Annotated in this window: 15 protein-coding genes; 7 read left to right on the top strand and 8 right to left on the bottom strand. The window is 60.7% G+C overall.

All coding sequences use genetic code 11. The features are described from left to right. Positions 1-131 precede the first annotated feature (131 nt). The gene (locus G5315_RS04680; protein ID WP_421332574.1) at positions 132-1,271 is read left to right on the top strand and encodes a M20 family metallopeptidase; all 1,140 of its coding nucleotides are present in this window, start codon (positions 132-134) and stop codon (positions 1,269-1,271) included. A 138-nt stretch (positions 1,272-1,409) separates the two neighbouring features. Here the strand turns inward: G5315_RS04680 and G5315_RS04675 are convergent, their stop codons facing one another. The 4 genes from G5315_RS04675 to asnS form a co-directional block, all read right to left on the bottom strand. After that, positions 1,410-2,066 carry an adenine nucleotide alpha hydrolase gene (locus tag G5315_RS04675; protein ID WP_128815296.1) on the bottom strand — a complete coding sequence of 219 codons (657 nt, stop codon included), beginning with the start codon at positions 2,064-2,066 and terminating at the stop codon, positions 1,410-1,412. A gap of 173 nt (positions 2,067-2,239) precedes the next feature. Continuing rightward, positions 2,240-3,583 (bottom strand): anaerobic C4-dicarboxylate transporter, encoded by a 1,344-nt coding sequence (locus G5315_RS04670; protein WP_005337916.1) that lies wholly within the window; start codon positions 3,581-3,583, stop codon positions 2,240-2,242. 374 nt (positions 3,584-3,957) lie between these two features. Further along, the gene (locus tag G5315_RS04665; protein ID WP_421171977.1) at positions 3,958-4,713 is read right to left on the bottom strand and encodes a substrate-binding periplasmic protein; all 756 of its coding nucleotides are present in this window, start codon (positions 4,711-4,713) and stop codon (positions 3,958-3,960) included. Between the two features lie 110 nt (positions 4,714-4,823). Next, positions 4,824-6,224 carry an asparagine--tRNA ligase gene (gene asnS / locus G5315_RS04660; RefSeq protein ID WP_005344365.1) on the bottom strand — a complete coding sequence of 467 codons (1,401 nt, stop codon included), beginning with the start codon at positions 6,222-6,224 and terminating at the stop codon, positions 4,824-4,826. Between the two features lie 194 nt (positions 6,225-6,418). Here asnS and G5315_RS04655 point away from each other — a divergent pair, with 194 nt between their 5' ends. After that, the gene (locus G5315_RS04655; RefSeq protein WP_216979128.1) at positions 6,419-6,769 is read left to right on the top strand and encodes a hypothetical protein; all 351 of its coding nucleotides are present in this window, start codon (positions 6,419-6,421) and stop codon (positions 6,767-6,769) included. Positions 6,770-6,792: 23 nt separating this feature from the next. On the opposite strand, the gene G5315_RS04650 is transcribed toward G5315_RS04655, so the two are convergent. Next, positions 6,793-7,605 (bottom strand): HAMP domain-containing protein, encoded by an 813-nt coding sequence (locus G5315_RS04650; RefSeq protein ID WP_216979127.1) that lies wholly within the window; start codon positions 7,603-7,605, stop codon positions 6,793-6,795. A gap of 176 nt (positions 7,606-7,781) precedes the next feature. Then, the gene (gene bioA / locus G5315_RS04645; RefSeq protein WP_421332573.1) at positions 7,782-9,056 is read right to left on the bottom strand and encodes an adenosylmethionine--8-amino-7-oxononanoate transaminase; all 1,275 of its coding nucleotides are present in this window, start codon (positions 9,054-9,056) and stop codon (positions 7,782-7,784) included. Positions 9,057-9,249: 193 nt separating this feature from the next. Here bioA and bioB point away from each other — a divergent pair, with 193 nt between their 5' ends. The 5 genes from bioB (at position 9,250) to htpX (ending at position 14,060) form a co-directional block, all read left to right on the top strand. After that, the gene (bioB, locus tag G5315_RS04640) at positions 9,250-10,338 is read left to right on the top strand and encodes a biotin synthase BioB (protein WP_421332572.1); all 1,089 of its coding nucleotides are present in this window, start codon (positions 9,250-9,252) and stop codon (positions 10,336-10,338) included. Continuing rightward, a complete protein-coding gene (bioF, locus tag G5315_RS04635; protein WP_421332571.1) occupies positions 10,335-11,531 on the top strand; it encodes an 8-amino-7-oxononanoate synthase in 1,197 nt (398 codons plus the stop codon). The genes bioB and bioF overlap by 4 nt, the downstream gene beginning before the upstream one ends. Next, positions 11,524-12,339, top strand: a complete 816-nt coding sequence (bioC, locus tag G5315_RS04630; RefSeq protein ID WP_421311129.1) for a malonyl-ACP O-methyltransferase BioC — start codon at positions 11,524-11,526, stop codon at positions 12,337-12,339. The genes bioF and bioC overlap by 8 nt, the downstream gene beginning before the upstream one ends. Positions 12,340-12,399: 60 nt before the next feature. Beyond that, a complete protein-coding gene (gene bioD, locus G5315_RS04625) occupies positions 12,400-13,077 on the top strand; it encodes a dethiobiotin synthase (RefSeq protein WP_227340888.1) in 678 nt (225 codons plus the stop codon). A 110-nt stretch (positions 13,078-13,187) separates the two neighbouring features. Further along, positions 13,188-14,060 (top strand): protease HtpX, encoded by an 873-nt coding sequence (htpX, locus tag G5315_RS04620; RefSeq protein ID WP_069527876.1) that lies wholly within the window; start codon positions 13,188-13,190, stop codon positions 14,058-14,060. A gap of 77 nt (positions 14,061-14,137) precedes the next feature. Here htpX and G5315_RS04615 read toward each other — a convergent pair whose 3' ends face one another. Together G5315_RS04615 and G5315_RS04610 are read right to left on the bottom strand one after the other, a co-directional pair. After that, positions 14,138-15,850, bottom strand: coding sequence for a methyl-accepting chemotaxis protein (locus G5315_RS04615; protein ID WP_266134426.1), 1,713 nt, complete (start codon positions 15,848-15,850; stop codon positions 14,138-14,140). A 224-nt stretch (positions 15,851-16,074) separates the two neighbouring features. Next, entirely contained in the window at positions 16,075-17,925 is a 1,851-nt protein-coding gene (locus tag G5315_RS04610; RefSeq protein WP_421332570.1) for an MOSC N-terminal beta barrel domain-containing protein, read from the bottom strand. Positions 17,926-17,932: the final 7 nt, after the last annotated feature.

Below are 17,932 nucleotides of genomic sequence, written 5' to 3'. Positions count from 1 at the left end.
TGTGGGTTATGTAGTGGTGTTTGGAATTTACCGGTCGGGCGGGTGGCATGGCTGCCCGCCTTTTTCTCACTGTGTCGCATTGTTGCAATAGACGATCGGCCATCAACGCTGATTGTTGCATGGAGAAGATAATGACAGTTGTAAAGAGCCCGTTTTCCCTCGATAGCTATCTGGCCGATCTGGCCCCGCTCATCAACCTCGATTGCGGTACTCGCACCCCGGCCGGGGTAGCGAAAGTGGCCGACATCATGACCGAGAAATATGAGGCCATCGGCTGGCAGGTGACCCGCCACCAGTTCGCTGCCGAGTGCGGCCCCTGCCTCGAGATCACCAATGAGCCGGGTGCCGATCACTACGATGTGATGCTGTGCGGCCACATGGATACCGTATTCCCCGAGGGGACGGCGGCCAAACGCCCGCTGAACATCGAAGGCAATCAAGCCTTTGGCCCCGGCGTCTCGGATATGAAGAGCGGCCTGCTCTCTATCTGGTATGCCCTCAAAGAGATGGACCCGGCATTGCTTGCCAAGCTCAAGGTGCTGGTCTGCTACAACTGCGACGAAGAGATTGGCTCCCCCTGGTCCAAGGATTGGCTGGTGGAGAAGGCCAAACAGAGTGGCTGCGTGCTGGTGGCTGAAGCTGCTCGCCCGAGCGGAGATCTCATCAGCGCCCGCAAGGGCAATGCCAAGTACCGCATCACCTTCCACGGCAAGGCGTCCCACGCCGGTTCGGCCCTGACCGAAGGGATCTCCGCCATCACCGAGCTGGCGCACTGGGTACTGGCCATCAACGAGCAGGTCAACATGACCACGGGCACCACCATGAACGTCGGCGTGGTACAGGGCGGCACCGGTGTCAACGTGGTACCGGACTTTGCCGAGGCGATCGTGGATTTGCGCTTCTGGAGCAACGAAGAGGCCGCTGCGGTGCACGACCGGCTCACCTTTATGGCCAACAACCCCTTCCTCGCGGGTTGTCGGGTCGAGGTGGATCGCCAGACCTTCAAGCCGGCGATGCGACCGAGCGGTGACACCGAGGTGCTGATGGCGCTGGTGGAGGCGGCAGCCAAGGAGGAGGGGATCCCCTTCAACTGGCTGGAAGCCGGTGGCGGCTCGGATGCCAACTTCACCGCCGCCGCAGGTGTGCCGTCTCTCGATGGCTTCGGCCCCATGGGCGGCGGTTTCCACTCGGAGGCGGAGTTCCTGCTGCTGGAGAGCATCGAGCCGCGTATCCGTCTGCTGCAGCGGGTGCTGGGCAAGCTGGCGAAATAAGCCGGTTTATCCCTTGTTCGGGTCGTCATGGCCCGCTCAAAACTGGTCCGCTCAAATCCAAACGGGAGGCTGTTGCCTCCCGTTTTTTTATCTCGATTTTTCGCGCGCTGAGTGAGCGGGCCAGATGGCCTGAGGCCGTTACCCTTGTGGCTCGGCCAGATAGGCCAGGTGATCCTGCCGCGCCACCTGCCAGCCATCGAGGCGCAGCGGGGCGGCAAAGCCCGGGCCGTCGGTCACCATGGTGTGGTACTCCCCCTGCTCGCCGCAGGCATCAAAGTCCTCGCGCTCGGCCAGTTGTTGTAGCTCGCAGAGGGTGGCGGCATCGAGGGTGCGTCCAGTCCACTCGGGAGCCAGCACCCGGGTATCGACGCAGGAGAGGTGGGCGACGATGCCGCGGGCCAGCAGATCCGCCAGCAAGGCTTGACGAGATTGCTGCCAGAGCGGGGTGTGGACGGTGAGACCCAGCGGCTGGCAGCGTTCGCGGATCCAGTTTGGTGCGCCGCCCACGCTGTCGATATCGCCGGTCACCACCCCGTCGAGGTTCCACTCCTGCTGCAAGCGGCTCAGCTCTGTCTCATAGCTCTGCTCGAACGGCGCTTCTATGGTGACCAGCAGATGGGGCAGCCCGAGGGCTTCCGCCTGACGGCGCACCAGCGGCAAAGGATGAGCGAGAAATCGGGGCTCTGGCGGGGCAAAGGTGGCCAGTGCCACCACCTGATGGCCCGCTTGGCGGGCATGACAGAGGGCCAGCATGGCATCTTTGCCACCGCTCCAGAGCAGGATGACGCGAGACATGGATGAGATTCCAATGGTGAACGAGGGGGCATGCTACCCAGCGGCGGGGGCAGAGGTAAAGGCATAGTGTCCGGAAATGGCGGCGGGGAAATGGTTGGGGTCACAGAGCGGGAAAAAAGCAGGCCCCCGAAGCGGGGGCCTGTATTGCAATAGCGTGGTAAACGCCGCTGCGATCAGAGCAGGATGCTGGTGAGGATAAAGCCCAGCGAGCAGGAGGTCACCACCCCGATCAGCCCCGGAATGATGAAGCTGTGGTTGATGATGAACTTGCCGATGCGGGTGGTGCCTGAGCGGTCGAAACCGATACAGGCCAGATCGCTCGGGTAGGTCGGCAGCACGAAGTAGCCGTAGCTCGCCGGCAGGAAGGCGATCAGCAGCTTCGGCTCCACACCCAGTGCCAGACCCATGGGAGCGATGGCGGTGAGGGCGGCGGCCTGGCTGTTTACCAGCTTGGAGATGAGGAACAGCACCAGGGCGTAGGTCCAGGGCTGGGCTTGTACCACATGGGCCAGGGTCTCTTTGAGCAGGGGCATGTGGGCCTGGAAGAAGGTCTCACTCATCCATGCCACCCCGAATACGGAGAAGATGGCGACCATGCCTGCCTTGAAGACGGCACCGTTGGCGATCTCGCCCGGCTTGACCTTGCAGCGCATCAGGATGATGGCACCGGCGATCAGCATCATCATCTGGATCACCAGGTTCATGGAGAGCGGGCCGGTTTTGTCCTTGATGGTGAATACCGGGCGCAGACCTTCGTTGGCGCCGAGCAATACCACGGCAGCGATGGCGGCGAAGAAGATCCAGGTAGACCAGTAGGCCTCTTTCGGGAACTTGGTGTTAAGCAGGGTCTCGCCACCACCGTAGATGAAGGCACGCTGCTCCGGGTCTTTGATCTTGGCCTGGAACTCTTCATCCTTGTCCAGATCCTTGCCGCGACGCAGGCTCCACAGGGCCGCCACGATGACACCGGTCAGGGAGGAGGGGATGGCGATCATCAGGATGTCGAGCAGGCCATAAGCCTGACCGATACCATGACCGGCCGCCAGAATGGAGACCATGGAGACCACGGCAACGGAGACCGGGGAGGCACAGATGGCCATCTGGGAGGCAACGGAGGCCACGGCCATCGGACGCTCGGGACGGATGTTCTTCTGCAGCGCGATGTCAGCGATGATGGGGAACATGGTGTAGACCACGTGGCCGGTACCGCACAGGAAGGTGAGGGTCCAGGTGGTGAGCGGCGCCAGGATAGTGATGTATTGCGGGTGACGGCGCAGCAGGCGCTCGGCCACTTGCATCATCAGGTTGAGGCCACCGGCAGTCTGCAGGGTGGCGGCACAGCCGATCACCGCCAGAATGGTCAGCATTACCTGAACAGGCGGTTCGCCCGGCACCAGGCCGAAGACGAAGGTCAGCAGGAAGAGACCGATACCACTGATGAGACCGAGTCCCATGCCACCAAAGCGGGTACCCAGCAGCAAGCAGCCGAGTACCACCAAAAATTCCATCAAGATCATTCCGTTACCTCGTGTGATTCAACCCATATTGCCGCGGGTAGCCTGAACCATGAATTGTCATTGTCTGTTTTATTTAGCCCAAAAGGGTTAGTTGCTATTCTGCTCCCCTGAAAAAGTGAAAAAATTGAGTTACTTCAATAACTCGATGAATTTTTGATTAAACCACTTAAAAACCACGTACTAACAAAAACATCATTTTTGTCACCAAGTGGTATCACTCGGGGCCAGCCCATCAGAGTGCAACCAGAGGCGTTGTGATGGGGAATGCGTTGGTAAGGAAGGTGTGGAAAAAGGCCCGGGTCAGGGGAGAAGAGGCTGTAAAAACACGGGTTAAAGATATCTTTTTTGACAAATGGGGTGTTCTGCGACTCTGCTCATCGGGGGGCGGGTGCTGATAGCAGATAGCGACGCTGATACTGTTCGCTCAGCTGCTTGATATCGAGTCTGGCTAGCGCATTGTTCACTCGCTGTTGCAGTTGCTGTTGATCGGGACGGAACATGATGTGCAGGCTCTTGTACCCGAGGATCTTCTGGTTGAACTGCAGCTGTTCGGGGTGGAGTTTGTCATCGTGATAGGTGAGCCAGTAGAAAACATCCCGGTCGATCACGGCCAGATCGAGCCGGTCGCGCTGCAATTTTCGCAGGTTGAGGTGATCGTCGTCCACGGCAAAGGTGTTGAGGCGCTTGCTGGCCATCAGGGCATCAAATTCACGGGTATTGATATAACCTGCGACGACCCCAATCCGGTAGGAAGCGAGATCTTCGAGTCGCTGCCAGTGGATAGGGGGGCCGGCTTGCTGCGCCATGCCCAGCACACTACTGCCCACGCTGGTGGAGATATGCCACCGTTTATCCAGATCATCGGCGAAGTATTTGGGGAAGTAGCCGCTGTAGTGCTGGGCGGGATCGGATGCCAGCAACATGGCTCGATGCCAGGGGTAGAAGTCAAACTGAACCTCCAGCCCCGCTTCGGCAAATGCACGCTTGACGATATGGCCGGTAAGGCCACCATCAGGGAGATGCTGGCTGGTATAGGGGGGCCACTCCAGGGTGGTCAGGTGCACGGGTTCTGCCCGCAATTGCAGGGGGAGCCAGAGCAGCAAGAGTGTCAGAAGCTGACGATATCCCATGAACGACCCATTCCTTGTGTCGATTGGTTCTGAGTATTACCCATAACGGGGGTAATAAAAAAGCCGACCCTGAGGACGGCTTTTGCAATGTAGTGGCAATATGCCGCTGATCAGAACTCGGCGGTACGCGGAGTACGCGGGAACGGGATCACGTCGCGGACGTTGCCCATACCGGTCACGTAAACCACCAGACGCTCGAAGCCCAGACCGAAGCCGGAGTGCGGGACTGTGCCGTAGCGGCGCAGATCGCGATACCACCAGTAGTCTTCCTGCTTCAGCCCCATCTCGGCCAGGCGGGCATCCAGCACCTCCAAACGCTCTTCACGTTGGGAGCCACCGATGATCTCGCCGATCCCCGGAGCCAGTACGTCCATCGCGGCAACGGTCTTGCCGTCGTCGTTGAGGCGCATGTAGAAGGCCTTGATATCTTTCGGGTAGTTCTTCACTACCACCGGAGACTTGAAGTGCTCCTCGGCCAGATAGCGTTCGTGTTCGGAGGAGAGGTCGATGCCCCAGGAGACCGGGAACTCGAACTTCTTGCCGCAGTTTTTCAGCACTTCGATGGCATCAGTGTAATCAATCTGGGCGAAGTCGGAGGCGACGAAACGCTCCAGACGGCCGATAGCATCCTTGTCCACGTGCTGGGCAAAGAACTCCAGATCGTCGCGACGCTCGGTCAGGACGGCGTTGAAGACGTACTTCAGCATGGCTTCAGCCAGCGCGGCGTTATCTTCCAGATTGTTGAAGGCCACTTCCGGCTCCACCATCCAGAACTCTGCCAGGTGACGACTGGTGTTGGAGTTTTCGGCGCGGAAGGTCGGACCGAAGGTGTAGACCTTAGAGAGGGCGCAGGCATAGGTTTCGGCGTTCAGCTGGCCGGATACGGTCAGGAAGGCCTCTTTGCCGAAGAAATCTTCGTTGTAGTCCACCTTGCCAGCGTCGGTGCGCGGCAGGTTTTCCATATCCAGGGTAGAGACGCGGAACATCTCGCCGGCACCTTCGGTGTCAGAGGCGGTGATGAGCGGGGTCGCTACCCAGACAAAACCCTCTTCGTGGAAGAAGCGGTGGATGGCCTGAGCCAGGCAGTGACGAACCCGGGTCACGGCGCCAACGATGTTGGTGCGCGGGCGCAGGTGAGCCTGTTCACGCAGGTACTCGATGCTGTGGCGCTTGGCTGCCATCGGGTAGGTGTCCGGATCTTCGACCCAGCCGACAACCTTCACATCGGTCGCTTGCAGTTCGAAAGCCTGGCCGCTGCCCTGGGATTCGGCGATGATGCCAGTCACTTCCACGGAGCAGGCGGTGGTCAGACGCAGCACTTCATTCTCGTAATTGGCCAGGGTATTGGGGACGACGGCCTGTACCGGATGGAAACAGGAGCCATCGGAAATGGCCAAAAATGAGATCCCCGCCTTGGAATCACGGCGAGTCCGGATCCACCCTCGTACAGTCAGGGTGGTGCCAACCGCATATTTACCGGTCAGCACATCAACTACGGATGCGTGCGTCATCGAAATATTGTCTCCAGCTTGTTCTTGCAGCGCTATTTGCAACACTAGGGAGTCTGGCCCGGGCACAGATGGCCCACCATGGCAGACTAAGCCGTCAATCTTACCCGCGCGGGTTTGATAAACAAGCAAAAATGTCGGACTCTGGTGGGGTTTTCAGCATGGTTCACCCAAGCAGGGTTCCCTCGGGACAGGAGATGCGAGTGAAAGAGCGGCGACAAGGGCCGGATTGGCTGACACGACTGTTGCGAGCAATGGTGCTGATCTGCTGGTGCGGTTTTATCGTGCTGCTTGCGCTCTATCACTATGCCAGGCCGGAGATTGCATATGGTTTTCTGGTTTACGGCGGCATCAAGGTACGCGATTACTGGGATCCCGCACTCACTCCCTGGTTGGTGCATGGCCTGTGGGGTTGCAGCTTGCTGACCCTGGCTGTACTGCTGCTGGAGCGGCGGCGCAGTCGGCGCAGGGATGATGCCTATCACGTCAATCTGGCGATCCTGCTGCTGATCCTTATTGCTTGTCTGCTGTTCTATTACACCGGTTAGCCGATGCCGGGCGGTGTGGTCCGCTATTCGCCAGGGCGAGCTCCCGGCTTGCCGCCGAGCGGTCGCTTGCCGAGCTGGCGCTCCACACTGTCGAGCATCTGGTTGTAGGCCACCGCCACCCGGCCAATCTCGTCGCCGTCATCCCCCTCCAGCCGGTGGCCGAAGTCGTGCAGGTCGGTGGCCTCTTCCATGGAGCGGGTGAGCTGGTTGAGGGGGCGTACGATCCAGGTGCGGATGACCCAGAGGGTCAGCAGCAGTCCCATCCCGAAGATGCCGGTGAGGATCAGCGCCGAGGTGAGAATGTTCTGCTCGACCCGGGTAAACAGCGAATCGAGGGAGTAGTCAAAGCGCACCGCACCAAGCACAGTGTTCTCCGGCACCAGATGACAGCTGGTGCAGTCGGTGCCGCGAAAATCCTTCTTGGCCAGCAGCGGTCGGGTGACCACCAGACGGCTGTGCATGCCGTTGTGCACCACCTCCAGGCTCCCTTTGCCCGCCAGTGCCAGCTCATCAAACTCATCTTTTACCTGTTCTGTCTCCCGTCCCGGCCCGAACTGTTTGCTCACCGCGTCGCCACGAACGATGCGTGCATCCTCCACATGGGCGTGGTCGAGAAACTTGCCGCGCAGAGTATCGCGGGCATCCATCTTGCCGGTCAGCATCAGCATGTTGAGGCCGTCGAAATAGGCTTCGGTCTGCTCGCGGCTCTGCTCCTTGATGAGCGTCAGGATGAGATCGCGCTCGCGCACCGCCTGATAGGCGGCGGAGAAGACCAGTACCATGGAGAAGATGAAGAGCAGGAAAAAGTTGATTTTGGCAGCAATGGAGAGGCGCATGAGCAGTCTTTCTTGATGGTAAAACCGCAGCAGTTTACCCCTCTTGGGGCCTCAGGTCTGGTGTTTTGCTCACATTACGGCAAGTGAAAGTGCCCATAAGTGGATAAAGTTGCCCTCTTTATATATCAAATGCCGATAGTCAAACGGGCGGCTGCGATGGCCGCCCGCTGTATGCATTAAAACTCGCCCTCGGTGATGGCCTGACGGATGGCACCGGTCAATACCCTCAACTCTTCTGGGGTGATAACGAAGGGGGGCATCAGGTAGACCAGCTTGCCAAAGGGGCGGATCCAGGCGCCCAGTTCGACAAACTTGCGCTGGATGCGCGCTACATCCACCCGCTCTTTCATCTCCACCACCCCGATGGCGCCGAGCACCCGCACATCCGCGACCGCCGGGTGCAGGGTCAGCTCTACCAGTTCTGTTCGCAGCTGATGCTCGATGGCGCGCACCCGCTCTTGCCACGGTGAGGCCAGCAGCAGATCGATGGAGGCGTTGGCCACCGCGCAGGCGAGCGGGTTGCCCATAAAGGTGGGGCCGTGCATAAAGACCCCCGCCTTGCCGTCACAGATGGTGCGTGCGACATGCTCGGTGGTGAGGGTCGCCGAGAGGGTGAGGTAGCCGCCGGTGAGCGCCTTGCCCAGACACATGATATCGGGGCTAATCCCCGCCCAGTCGCAAGCAAACAGCTGGCCAGTGCGGCCAAAGCCGGTGGCAATCTCGTCGGCAATCAGCAGCACGCCGAATTCGTCGCACAGGGCGCGCACCCACTGCAGGTAGCGGGGGTGATAGAAGCGCATGCCGCCAGCGCCCTGCACTATGGGCTCAAGCACGATGGCGGCGATCTCCTCGTGATGATCGGCCATGAGTGTCGCCAGCTCCACCACGCACTGCTCGTCCCACTCGGCGTGGAAGCGGCAGCTGGGCGCGTCGACAAAATGGTGCTCCGGCAGGAATCCCTTGTAGAGCTCATGCATGCCGCCATCGGGATCGCAGACGCTCATGGCGCCAAAGGTGTCGCCGTGATAGCCGCTGCGCAGGGCGACAAATTTGGCTCTGGGCGTCCCCTTGGCATGCCAGTACTGCTGCGCCATCTTGAGCGCCACTTCCACTGCCACCGAGCCGGAATCGGCCAGAAATACCCGATCAAGCCCCTTCGGAGTGATCTCCACCAGCTTGCGGCAGAGCTCGACCGCCGGGGCGTGGGTGAGGCCGCCAAACATCACGTGGGACATCTTGCCGAGCTGGGCGGTGGCGGCGGCGTCCAGTACCGGCACCTGATAGCCGTGCACGCAAGCCCACCAGGAGCTCATGCCATCCACCAGTTCACGGCCATCGCTGAGGGTGATGGTCACCCCTTTGGCGCTGGCCACTTCATAGCAGGGCAGAGGGTGAGTGAGGGAGGTATAGGGGTGCCAGATGTGGTGCAGGTCGAATTCTTGATTGGTCATTTGTTGTTCTGTTGTCAATTGGTTTGATCTGGTCGGTGTTGACAGTCTACGCATGCTCTCTACACTAGCCAACAATTTCAGCCACTTGGCACTGCGCATCACCTTGAGCGCGCGGGCCCGGCGGCGGGTTTTGTAGCCGTCCATCCTAAGATGGCGGGCGCAGGATCCCACTAATAACAACCGGAAGCCATGTATGAATGCTCTCACCGCGGGCGGTCACGCCCTTCGTCACGACTGGACCCTGTCCGAGGTTCAGGCCCTGTTTGCCCTGCCATTCAACGATCTGCTGTTTCAGGCCCAGACCGTCCACCGTGCCCATTTCGACCCGAACGAAGTGCAGGTGAGCACCCTGCTCTCCATCAAGACCGGCGCCTGCCCGGAAGATTGCAAATACTGCCCCCAGAGCGCCCGTTACCACACCGGTCTTGAGGCCGAGCGGCTGATGGAGGTGGAAAAGGTGCTGGAGCGGGCCCGTGAAGCGAAGGCCAACGGCTCGTCACGCTTTTGCATGGGGGCCGCCTGGCGCAACCCCAAAGAGAAGGACATGCCCTACATCATCCGGATGATCGAGGAGGTGCGCGGGCTGGGGATGGAGACCTGCATGACCCTGGGGATGCTCACCGCCGATCAGGCGGCGCGTCTGGGGGCCGCGGGGCTTGATTACTACAACCACAACCTCGACACCTCGCCGGAGTTTTACGGCGAGATCATCTCCACCCGCACCTATCAGGATCGGCTCGATACCCTGGAGCATGTGCGCGGTGCCGGCATGAAGGTCTGCTCCGGCGGCATCGTCGGTATGGGCGAGCAGGCGAAAGATCGGGCGGGCCTCTTGATGGCGCTCGCCAACCTGCCGCGCCACCCCGAAAGCGTGCCGATTAACATGTTGGTCAAGGTGAAGGGAACGCCGCTGGAGGATCAGGAGAACCTCGATCCGTTCGAATTTATCCGCACCATCGCGGTGGCACGGATCATGATGCCCGCCTCCCATGTGCGTCTCTCCGCTGGGCGGGAGAAGATGAACGAGCAGATGCAGGCCATGTGCTTTATGGCGGGAGCCAACTCCATTTTCTATGGCTGCAAGTTGCTGACCACCCCCAACCCGGACGAGAACAGCGACATGCAGCTGTTCAAGCGGCTCGGTATTCGCCCCGCCCAGCGGGCTCAGAAACCGGATCAGGTTCAAGAAGAGGAGCTGCTGGCCGAGGTGAGCCGCCAGAGCGAACCTGCCGAGATGTTTTATGACGCCACCCGCCCCCGAGCAGAGACTGCGCGGTCATGACTGGTCCTGCTGTAACGGGCCCCTTTGGGTTGGGCGCAGCGCTGGCCGAGCGCGATCAGGCGAGCCTGCTGCGCAACCGCATCGCGACCGACGGGGCGAGTGGCGGGCGACTCAGGGTTGCGGGGCGCGACTACCTCAACTTTTCCGCTAACGACTATCTGGGGCTGGCTGATCATCCCGCCATCAAGGCCGCCTTCAAAGCGGGGATTGAGCGCTATGGCACGGGCTCCGGCGCCTCGCCGCTGGTGACCGGTTACAGTCATGCCCACCAACAGCTTGAGGAGACCCTGGCCGAGTGGCTCGGGGTGGAGGCGGTGCTGCTGTTCAACTGCGGTTTTTCGGCCAATCAGGCGGTGCTCAAAGCGCTGCTCGGCAAGGAGCATCTGCTGTGGCAGGACAAACTCAACCACGCCTCTTTGCAGGAGATGGGCAGTCAGCTCCCCTGTAAGATGAAGCGCTTTGCCCACAACGATATGGCTGCCCTTGAACGGCAGCTTGAGCCAAATCGCGGATTGATTGTCTCGGAAGGGGTGTTCAGCATGGACGGGGATCAGGCCCCCTGGGGTGAGCTCGCAACCCTCGCCGCCCGGAGCGGCAACTGGCTGATGATCGACGATGCCCATGGTCTCGGCGTGATGGGGCCCGAGGGGAGCGGCACTCTGGCGGCGCAGGAGGTAGATCCGGCCAGCGTACACATCCAGATGGGCACTTTTGGCAAGGCGCTTGGTGTGGCTGGCGCTTTTGTCGGCGGCAGCCGCGAGCTGGTGGAGTATCTGGTCAACTTCGCCCGCCACTATGTCTACAGCACCCATATGCCGGCGGCGCAGGCTTGCGCAGTCAGCAAGAGCATCGAGCTGGTGCGTGCCGCCGATGAGGCCCGCTCCCATCTTGGTAAGCTCATCGCCCGCTTCCGGCAAGGGGCACAGGCGTTGGGTTGGCAACTCGGTGCGAGCGATACCCCCATCCAGCCGCTGCTGGTGGGGGAGAGCAGTGTTGCCCTGCAACTGGCAGAACGGCTGCGGGAGCGCGGCGTCTGGGTGAGCGCCATCCGCCCGCCCACGGTGCCAGTTGGTACGGCGCGGCTGCGCATTACCCTGAGCGCGGCTCATCGCGAGCAGGATGTGGATCGCCTGCTCGATGCCTTGGGGGTCAGCCCTGCAGTTACAACGCTTGGGGAGGCTCACTATGGCTGAGCGTTTTCAAACGGTCGACAAGGCGCAGCTTGCTCGCCGTTTCGGCGCCGCCGCTCGTCATTACGATGCCCATGCCCGCTTTCAGCAGGAGGTGGGTCAGGCGCTGCTGGAATGGATGCCAGACAGGCTGGTTGGCACTGATCTGACGGTGAGCGGGCTGGATCTGGGCTGCGGCACCGGCTTTTTCTTGCCCCAACTGGCGAACCGTTGTCACCAGCTGGTGGGGCTTGATCTCGCCCCCGGCATGCTGGCGCAGGCCGCCTTGCGTGGCAGCGGTGCTCGCCTGCTCTGCGGCGATGCGGAGCAGCTTCCTTTCGCCGATAACTCGTTCGACTGGGTTTTCTCCAGTCTGGCGTTGCAGTGGTGCGAGCGTCCGGCCCAGGCTTTTGGCGAGTTGCTTCGGGTGGTCAAACCGGGCGGCCAGATCTTTTTCTCGACCCTGCTCGATGAGTCGCTCTGGCAGTTGCGAGCCGCCTGGCAGCAGCTTGATGGTCGCGCCCATGTCAATCGCTTCCTCAGCCTGCCACAATTGGAGCAGGCGCTGGCTAGCGCCGGGGTATCTGCTCCCGAGCTGCGTTGTATCACCTGGGATCTCGCCTATCTTGAATTGCCGCAGTTGTTGCGCGATCTCAAGGGGATTGGGGCCAATCAGATCAACGACAATCAAGGGGGCGCCGCCCCGGCCGGTCTGAGCGGTCGCGCCAGATTGCAGCAGCTGGCTCAGGCATATGAAGCATTTCGCCAGCCCGATGGCAGGTTGGTCGCCAGTTATCGGGTGTGTCTCGGTCGCCTCAGCAAGCCTCGCTGAGCGCCGGGAATTGCAGTGTGTGCAGGGCAGTGAGCCACTCCCTGCCAAGGAGAGAACCATATGAAATCATTCTTTATCACCGGCACAGATACCGATGCGGGCAAGACGCTGGTGGCACGCACTCTGCTGCGCGAATTCAGCGCACAGGGGATCCGCTGTGCCGGCTACAAGCCTATCTCGGCAGGGTGTGCCCGAACACCCGATGGATTGCGCAACCTCGACGCTGTTCTGTTGCAGGAGGCGGCGAGTGTTCAGCTGCCTTATGAGGTGGTCAATCCCTTTGCCTATGAGCCGCCGATTGCGCCCCATATCGCTGCCAGCGAGGCGCGCCAGCCCATTACCATGCAGGGGCTGAGCGAGGGGCTGCGCAAGATTGAACAGGCAGGGGCCGAGCTTGCAGTAGTGGAAGGGGCGGGGGGCTGGTATCTGCCGCTGGATCGCAAGCATCTGCTGTCGGATTGGGTGAAGCAGGAGAACATGCCGGTGATTTTGGTGGTGGGGGCCAAGCTGGGCTGTCTCAACCATGCACTGCTCACCTTTGCTGCCATTCGCAACGATCGGTTGCCAGTGGCGGGATGGGTTATTAATCGCCTTCACAGTGCCATGAGCCACTATCAGGAAAATCTGGACACCCTGAGGGGGATGTTACCGGCCCCGTTTCTGGGGGAAATTCCCTTTATAAACAATCCATTTGAGGCTGATTTGCAGGGGCGGCTTGATATCTCTCCGCTCTTGTGACGTCACATTCAGCGAACATTCATCGAGTCTCCCTAAAATTCATCCATAACATGGAGATAGGGAGGTCGAGTGATCTCTCTCCGTGTCTTTAATTCTCACAAGGAGTCTATATGAAGCGAATTATGCTATTCCTGGTGACCAACCTGGCCGTCATGCTGGTGCTGGGGGTGGTACTCAATATCCTGTTCTCGGTTCTGGGGATCAACAAGTCCAGCATTTCCGGGCTGTTGATGTTCTGTGCCGTGTTCGGTTTTGGGGGTTCCTTTATCTCCTTGCTGATGTCCAAGTGGATGGCCAAGCGCAGCTATGGCGTCCAGGTCATCGAGCAACCTCGTAACGAGACCGAGCACTGGCTGGTGAGCACTGTTGCCCGTCAGGCCCGCGAAGCGGGTATCAAGATGCCGGAAGTGGGGATCTACGACTCTCCCGAGATGAACGCCTTTGCGACCGGCGCCCGCCGAGATGATTCGCTGGTGGCGGTCTCCTCCGGCCTGCTCTACAGCATGAGCCGTGACGAGGCGGAAGCGGTACTGGCCCACGAGGTGAGCCACGTTGCCAACGGCGACATGGTGACCCTGACCCTGATCCAGGGGGTGGTGAACACCTTCGTGATGTTCTTCGCCCGCATCGTGGCTGGCGTCATCAGCAACTTCTTCAGTTCCAACAACGAGGAAGAGAGCAGCAGCACCGGTGGTTTTGCCTACATGATCACCGTGTTTGTGCTGGAGATGTTGTTCGGCATTCTGGCCTCCATCATCGTCATGTGGTTCAGCCGTCAGCGCGAGTTCCGTGCCGATGCCGGTGCCGCCAAGCTGGCCGGTCGCGACAAGATGATTGCCGCCCTTGAGCGCCTCTCCCGCGGTGCCGAGCCGCAGCTGGAAGGCTCAATGATGGCCTTTGGCATCAACGGCAAGCGCTCCATGAGCGAACTGTTCATGAGCCACCCGCCCATCGAGCAGCGTATCGCCGCCCTGCGTGGTTGATAGATACTGAATGACAGGGGATAACGCCGAATAAAAAACGGCTGCCTTGGGGCAGCCGTTTTGTTTTGCAGCCTTCTTTAAAGCTTGAAGTGCCCCATCTCCTGGCGCAGCACCCGTGACAGCTGCTTGAGCTTGGCTGCCTCTTGGGACACGTGGCGGGCGGCATCCCCCGATTGTTCCGAGAGGGAGGTGATGTTGCCGACGGTAGAGACCACCTCGTTGGCGGCGGTGGACTGCTCGCGCAGGGTGTGGCTGATCTCTCCCATCAGACCGGTGAGATTGGAGGCGTGGCTCTGGATGCTGGCGATTGCCTGCCCGGTCTGGTTGGCCAGTGTGACCCCGCGGGAGACGTTGTTGACCGTGTTCTCCATGCTGCGGATAGAGGCATCCGCCCCGCTCTGGATCTTGCTGATCATCCCGGTGATCTGCTGGGTCGAGGCCGCCGAGCGGCTGGCCAGATTGCGTACTTCGTCGGCAACCACCGCAAAGCCACGTCCCTGCTCACCGGCCCGCGCCGCCTCGATAGCCGCGTTGAGGGCCAGCAGGTTGGTCTGATCGGCGATGCCGCGGATCACGCCGATGATCTCCGAGATCTGCTGGGTATGGCTGTTGAGTTCTGCGATGGTGCTGGCTGCTTCACCGACCGTGGTGGAGATATTCTCGATGCTGCCAAGCGTCTCCTTGATGACCCCGGAGCCCTCCTCCAGCGTGTCGGCTGAGACCTTGCTGAGCTCGTCTGCATGGCTGGCATTGTCGGAGAGGTGGCTGATGCTCACCACCAGCTCTTCGATGGCGGCGGCCATGGTCTGGGTACTGGTTTGCTGATCGGTGGCGAACTGGGCGGTCTGCTCCGCTATCTGGGCGATGCTGTCGGCCGAATTGGACAACTCCTCGGTGGAGTGGGATACCTTGCCGATGATCCCCTTGAGGGTGCTCTGTGTGGTGCCAAGCAGGCCGATAAGACTCTCTTTCGAGCCTTGGGGCACCTTGATGGGGCGGGAGAAATCCCCTTCCGCCAGCAGATGGAGATCGGTCTTGAGCTGTTCGACCGAGGTGCCCACCAGATCGAGCAGGGAGCGATAGGTGCGCCAGAGGAAGAACATCAATACCAGGCCCAGAGCGATAAAAAGGTAGCGCAGCATGTCGGTATTGGCGGTGGCACTCTCGACCGCCTCCTGGTTGCGCCCCTCCATCATCACGTAGAAATCGTCGATGGGTGACATGATGCGACCCTTGTTCTGGTGATAGGCCTTGTCATGCATCATGGCGATGGCCTTCTGCTGGTTGGCGGCCAGATCACCGTCCGTCTGCTGCACCAGTTTGAAGGCAGCCACCTCGGTGTTGACCAGTGCATCCGAGTTGTTCTTGGCCTCGTTGAGCTTGGCGAGTTCAGCATCGGTGAAACCGGCATCCTTCATCAGATCGATCAGGCCGCGGCGAACATTGCTGTCGGGGCGAGGATTCTGGCCGTTGGCCGCGACAAAATCCCAATAGATACGGTTGTAGCCATCCGGTCTCGGCTGTTCGCCGTTGCGAATGGCCAGTATCCGCATGTACTGCTGCTCGTAGGCTGGATCCTTGGTGATGACGTAGGTGCGACCGAGTCGGGTCAGGTCATCGGAGGATTGGCGCAGCTCGTCGGCCAGCAGGTAGGAGAGATATTGTTGTCGATAACTCTCTTCCAGTTGTTTACCCGCCCAGCTGTAGGCGAAAAACACCAGTGACAGCAGGATCAGGGTGATCACGGAGAGCAAGAGGTTGAGTTGAAAGGCGGGTTTGTTCTGTTCCATGGTTTGAGCGTCCTTATTCTCACCGGGTAACCCCCTTGGTCAGACGGCAAAGGCCGCTACGTCGGAGGGGTTTTGTTGTTATTGCTGTGAGTATAGAAGTCATCGTCGGCATGGTTGCGCAGGCGGGGCGAGAAAGAGACGAGAATGGAGGAACCGCGGGTCGACAGGGGGGAAAAGGTCGGCCAGGATCGGGGCCCAGCCAGCCTTTTCGTGGCTCGATCACCTTATTTGATGACGATGTCTGTGAGCGGTACGGCGCAGCAGGTGAGGATTTTGCCCTCTGCCCGCTCGGCGGCACTGATGGCGGGGGCGTCGGGGTGATCCACCTCGCCCGAGATCAGCGTCTGTTTGCAACTGCCGCAGATCCCGGCGCGGCAGCTCCAGGGCAGCTCTACGCCTTGCTTGTTGGCCTGATCCAGCACAGTGCCCTGATTGTTGCCGGTAAAGGCTTGGGCGCCGATACGCAGTTGTACCGCCTGATGGGGGCGGGCCACCGAGAGAATGGCGCCGCCAAAACTCTCCTGTTTGATCCGTGCGGCCGGAACGCCGAGGGCCGCTACTTTCGACGCCGCGTCGGCCATAAAACCGTGGGGGCCGCAGATAAAGACCTCTTTTTCGGCCAACCCTTTGACCAGTCGCAGATGCTCATCATTGAGTCGCCCTTGCAGCCCCTGCCAGTGATTGCCCGGCTGGCTCAGGATAATGGTGAGGGTCATGCCCTGCTGCGCCATGGCATGCAGTTCGCTGGCGGCGGGAATGTCCGCTTCGCTGCGGCACAGGTGCATAAAGTGAACCTCTTCCAGCTCCCCGCGAAGGGCCAGGGTGCGGGCTATCGCCAGCATGGGGGTGACGCCGGAGCCTGCGGAGAGCAACAGGAGGTTGCGCTCGCGGCCCAGGTGAAACTCGCCAGCGGGGTTGGCGGCCAGCAGCCGATCACCCACCTGCAACTGCTGGTGCAGCCAGTGGGAGATGCGACCCCCCTCCACCTTTTTGACGCTGATGCTGTAACGCTCCGGGTGATCCGGCGTAGAGCTCAGGGTATAGCGGCGCTGGATCCGTTCATTTTTGATATCGAGGCTGATGGGCAGATGCTGGCCCGGCAGGTAGTCGGGCAGAGGCTCGCCATCGGCGGCTTCGAACCAGAAGGTCTCCAGATCCCGCGCCAGCGGTTCGCGGGCCACGCAGACCAGCTCCCGCTTCTTCGGAGCGGCGGCGGGATAGACCACCGGACGGGTGCGCTCCAGCACTTCTATCTCGCTGCCTGCCTCAATCCATCCCTCGTTCAGGGCGATCAGGTTCTGGCCGAAGTAGACCTCGCCATCCTCGCCACGGCGGTAGCGGGTAAGGGTGGCCAGCGGCTCTTTCAGGGCGTTGAAACGATCGGTGCCCGCTTCCACCGTGGTCATGATGCAGCGGCTGCAGGGCTTGACCACCTTGAATTCCACCTCGCCGATGCGGATACGCACCCAGCTGTCCTCCTCGAAGGGCTGGGTATTGCTTGCCACCAGATTGGTGCGGAACTGGCTCATCTGGTGCAGCGCATCGGAGCGCAGATTGAGATCCTCAAGGGAGGCCTGGCTTATCAGCAGCAGAGGATAACCGTCGGCAAAGCTGACCCGGGTGCCGGTCTTCTCGCGAAAGCGATCAGAGGTTTCACCCAGCCAGAGCAGCTGCACTGGTTCCCCTGCCACCCGGCTCAGCCACCCATCGGCTTTGGTGTCGGTGTGCAGGGCGGTAAAGCGGTCGCTCCAGACTCCGGTAGCTTGCGGGGTGCGGCTGAAGTCGACCTCTTGCAGGGTGAGGGGTTCAAAGCCCGGATAGCGCAGTTGCAAGCCTCCTTCGATGGGGGTGGCCACGACCTGTTGCAGCTGGGGATGGGTACGGGCGGTGATAAAGGTGCCGTCCGGTTTGACCACCATGTAGCGGCGATCCCCTGCCAGTCCCTCTTCGGTCACCCGGGCGCGAGCCAGCGGCATACCTGCAGTCGATTTGATGGGGTAGAGGTGAATGCTGTCTAGCCTGGGCATCTTCATATCCTTGTGACGCGGCGCGATCGCCTGGAAAAAGGGGAACATAACGGTT

Source organism: Aeromonas sp. 603607, assembly GCF_049171595.1.
Lineage (GTDB): Bacteria > Pseudomonadota > Gammaproteobacteria > Enterobacterales > Aeromonadaceae > Aeromonas > Aeromonas veronii.
The sequence above is the reverse complement of the archived record's forward strand: the minus strand, read 5'-3'. Positions and strand labels throughout refer to the sequence as shown.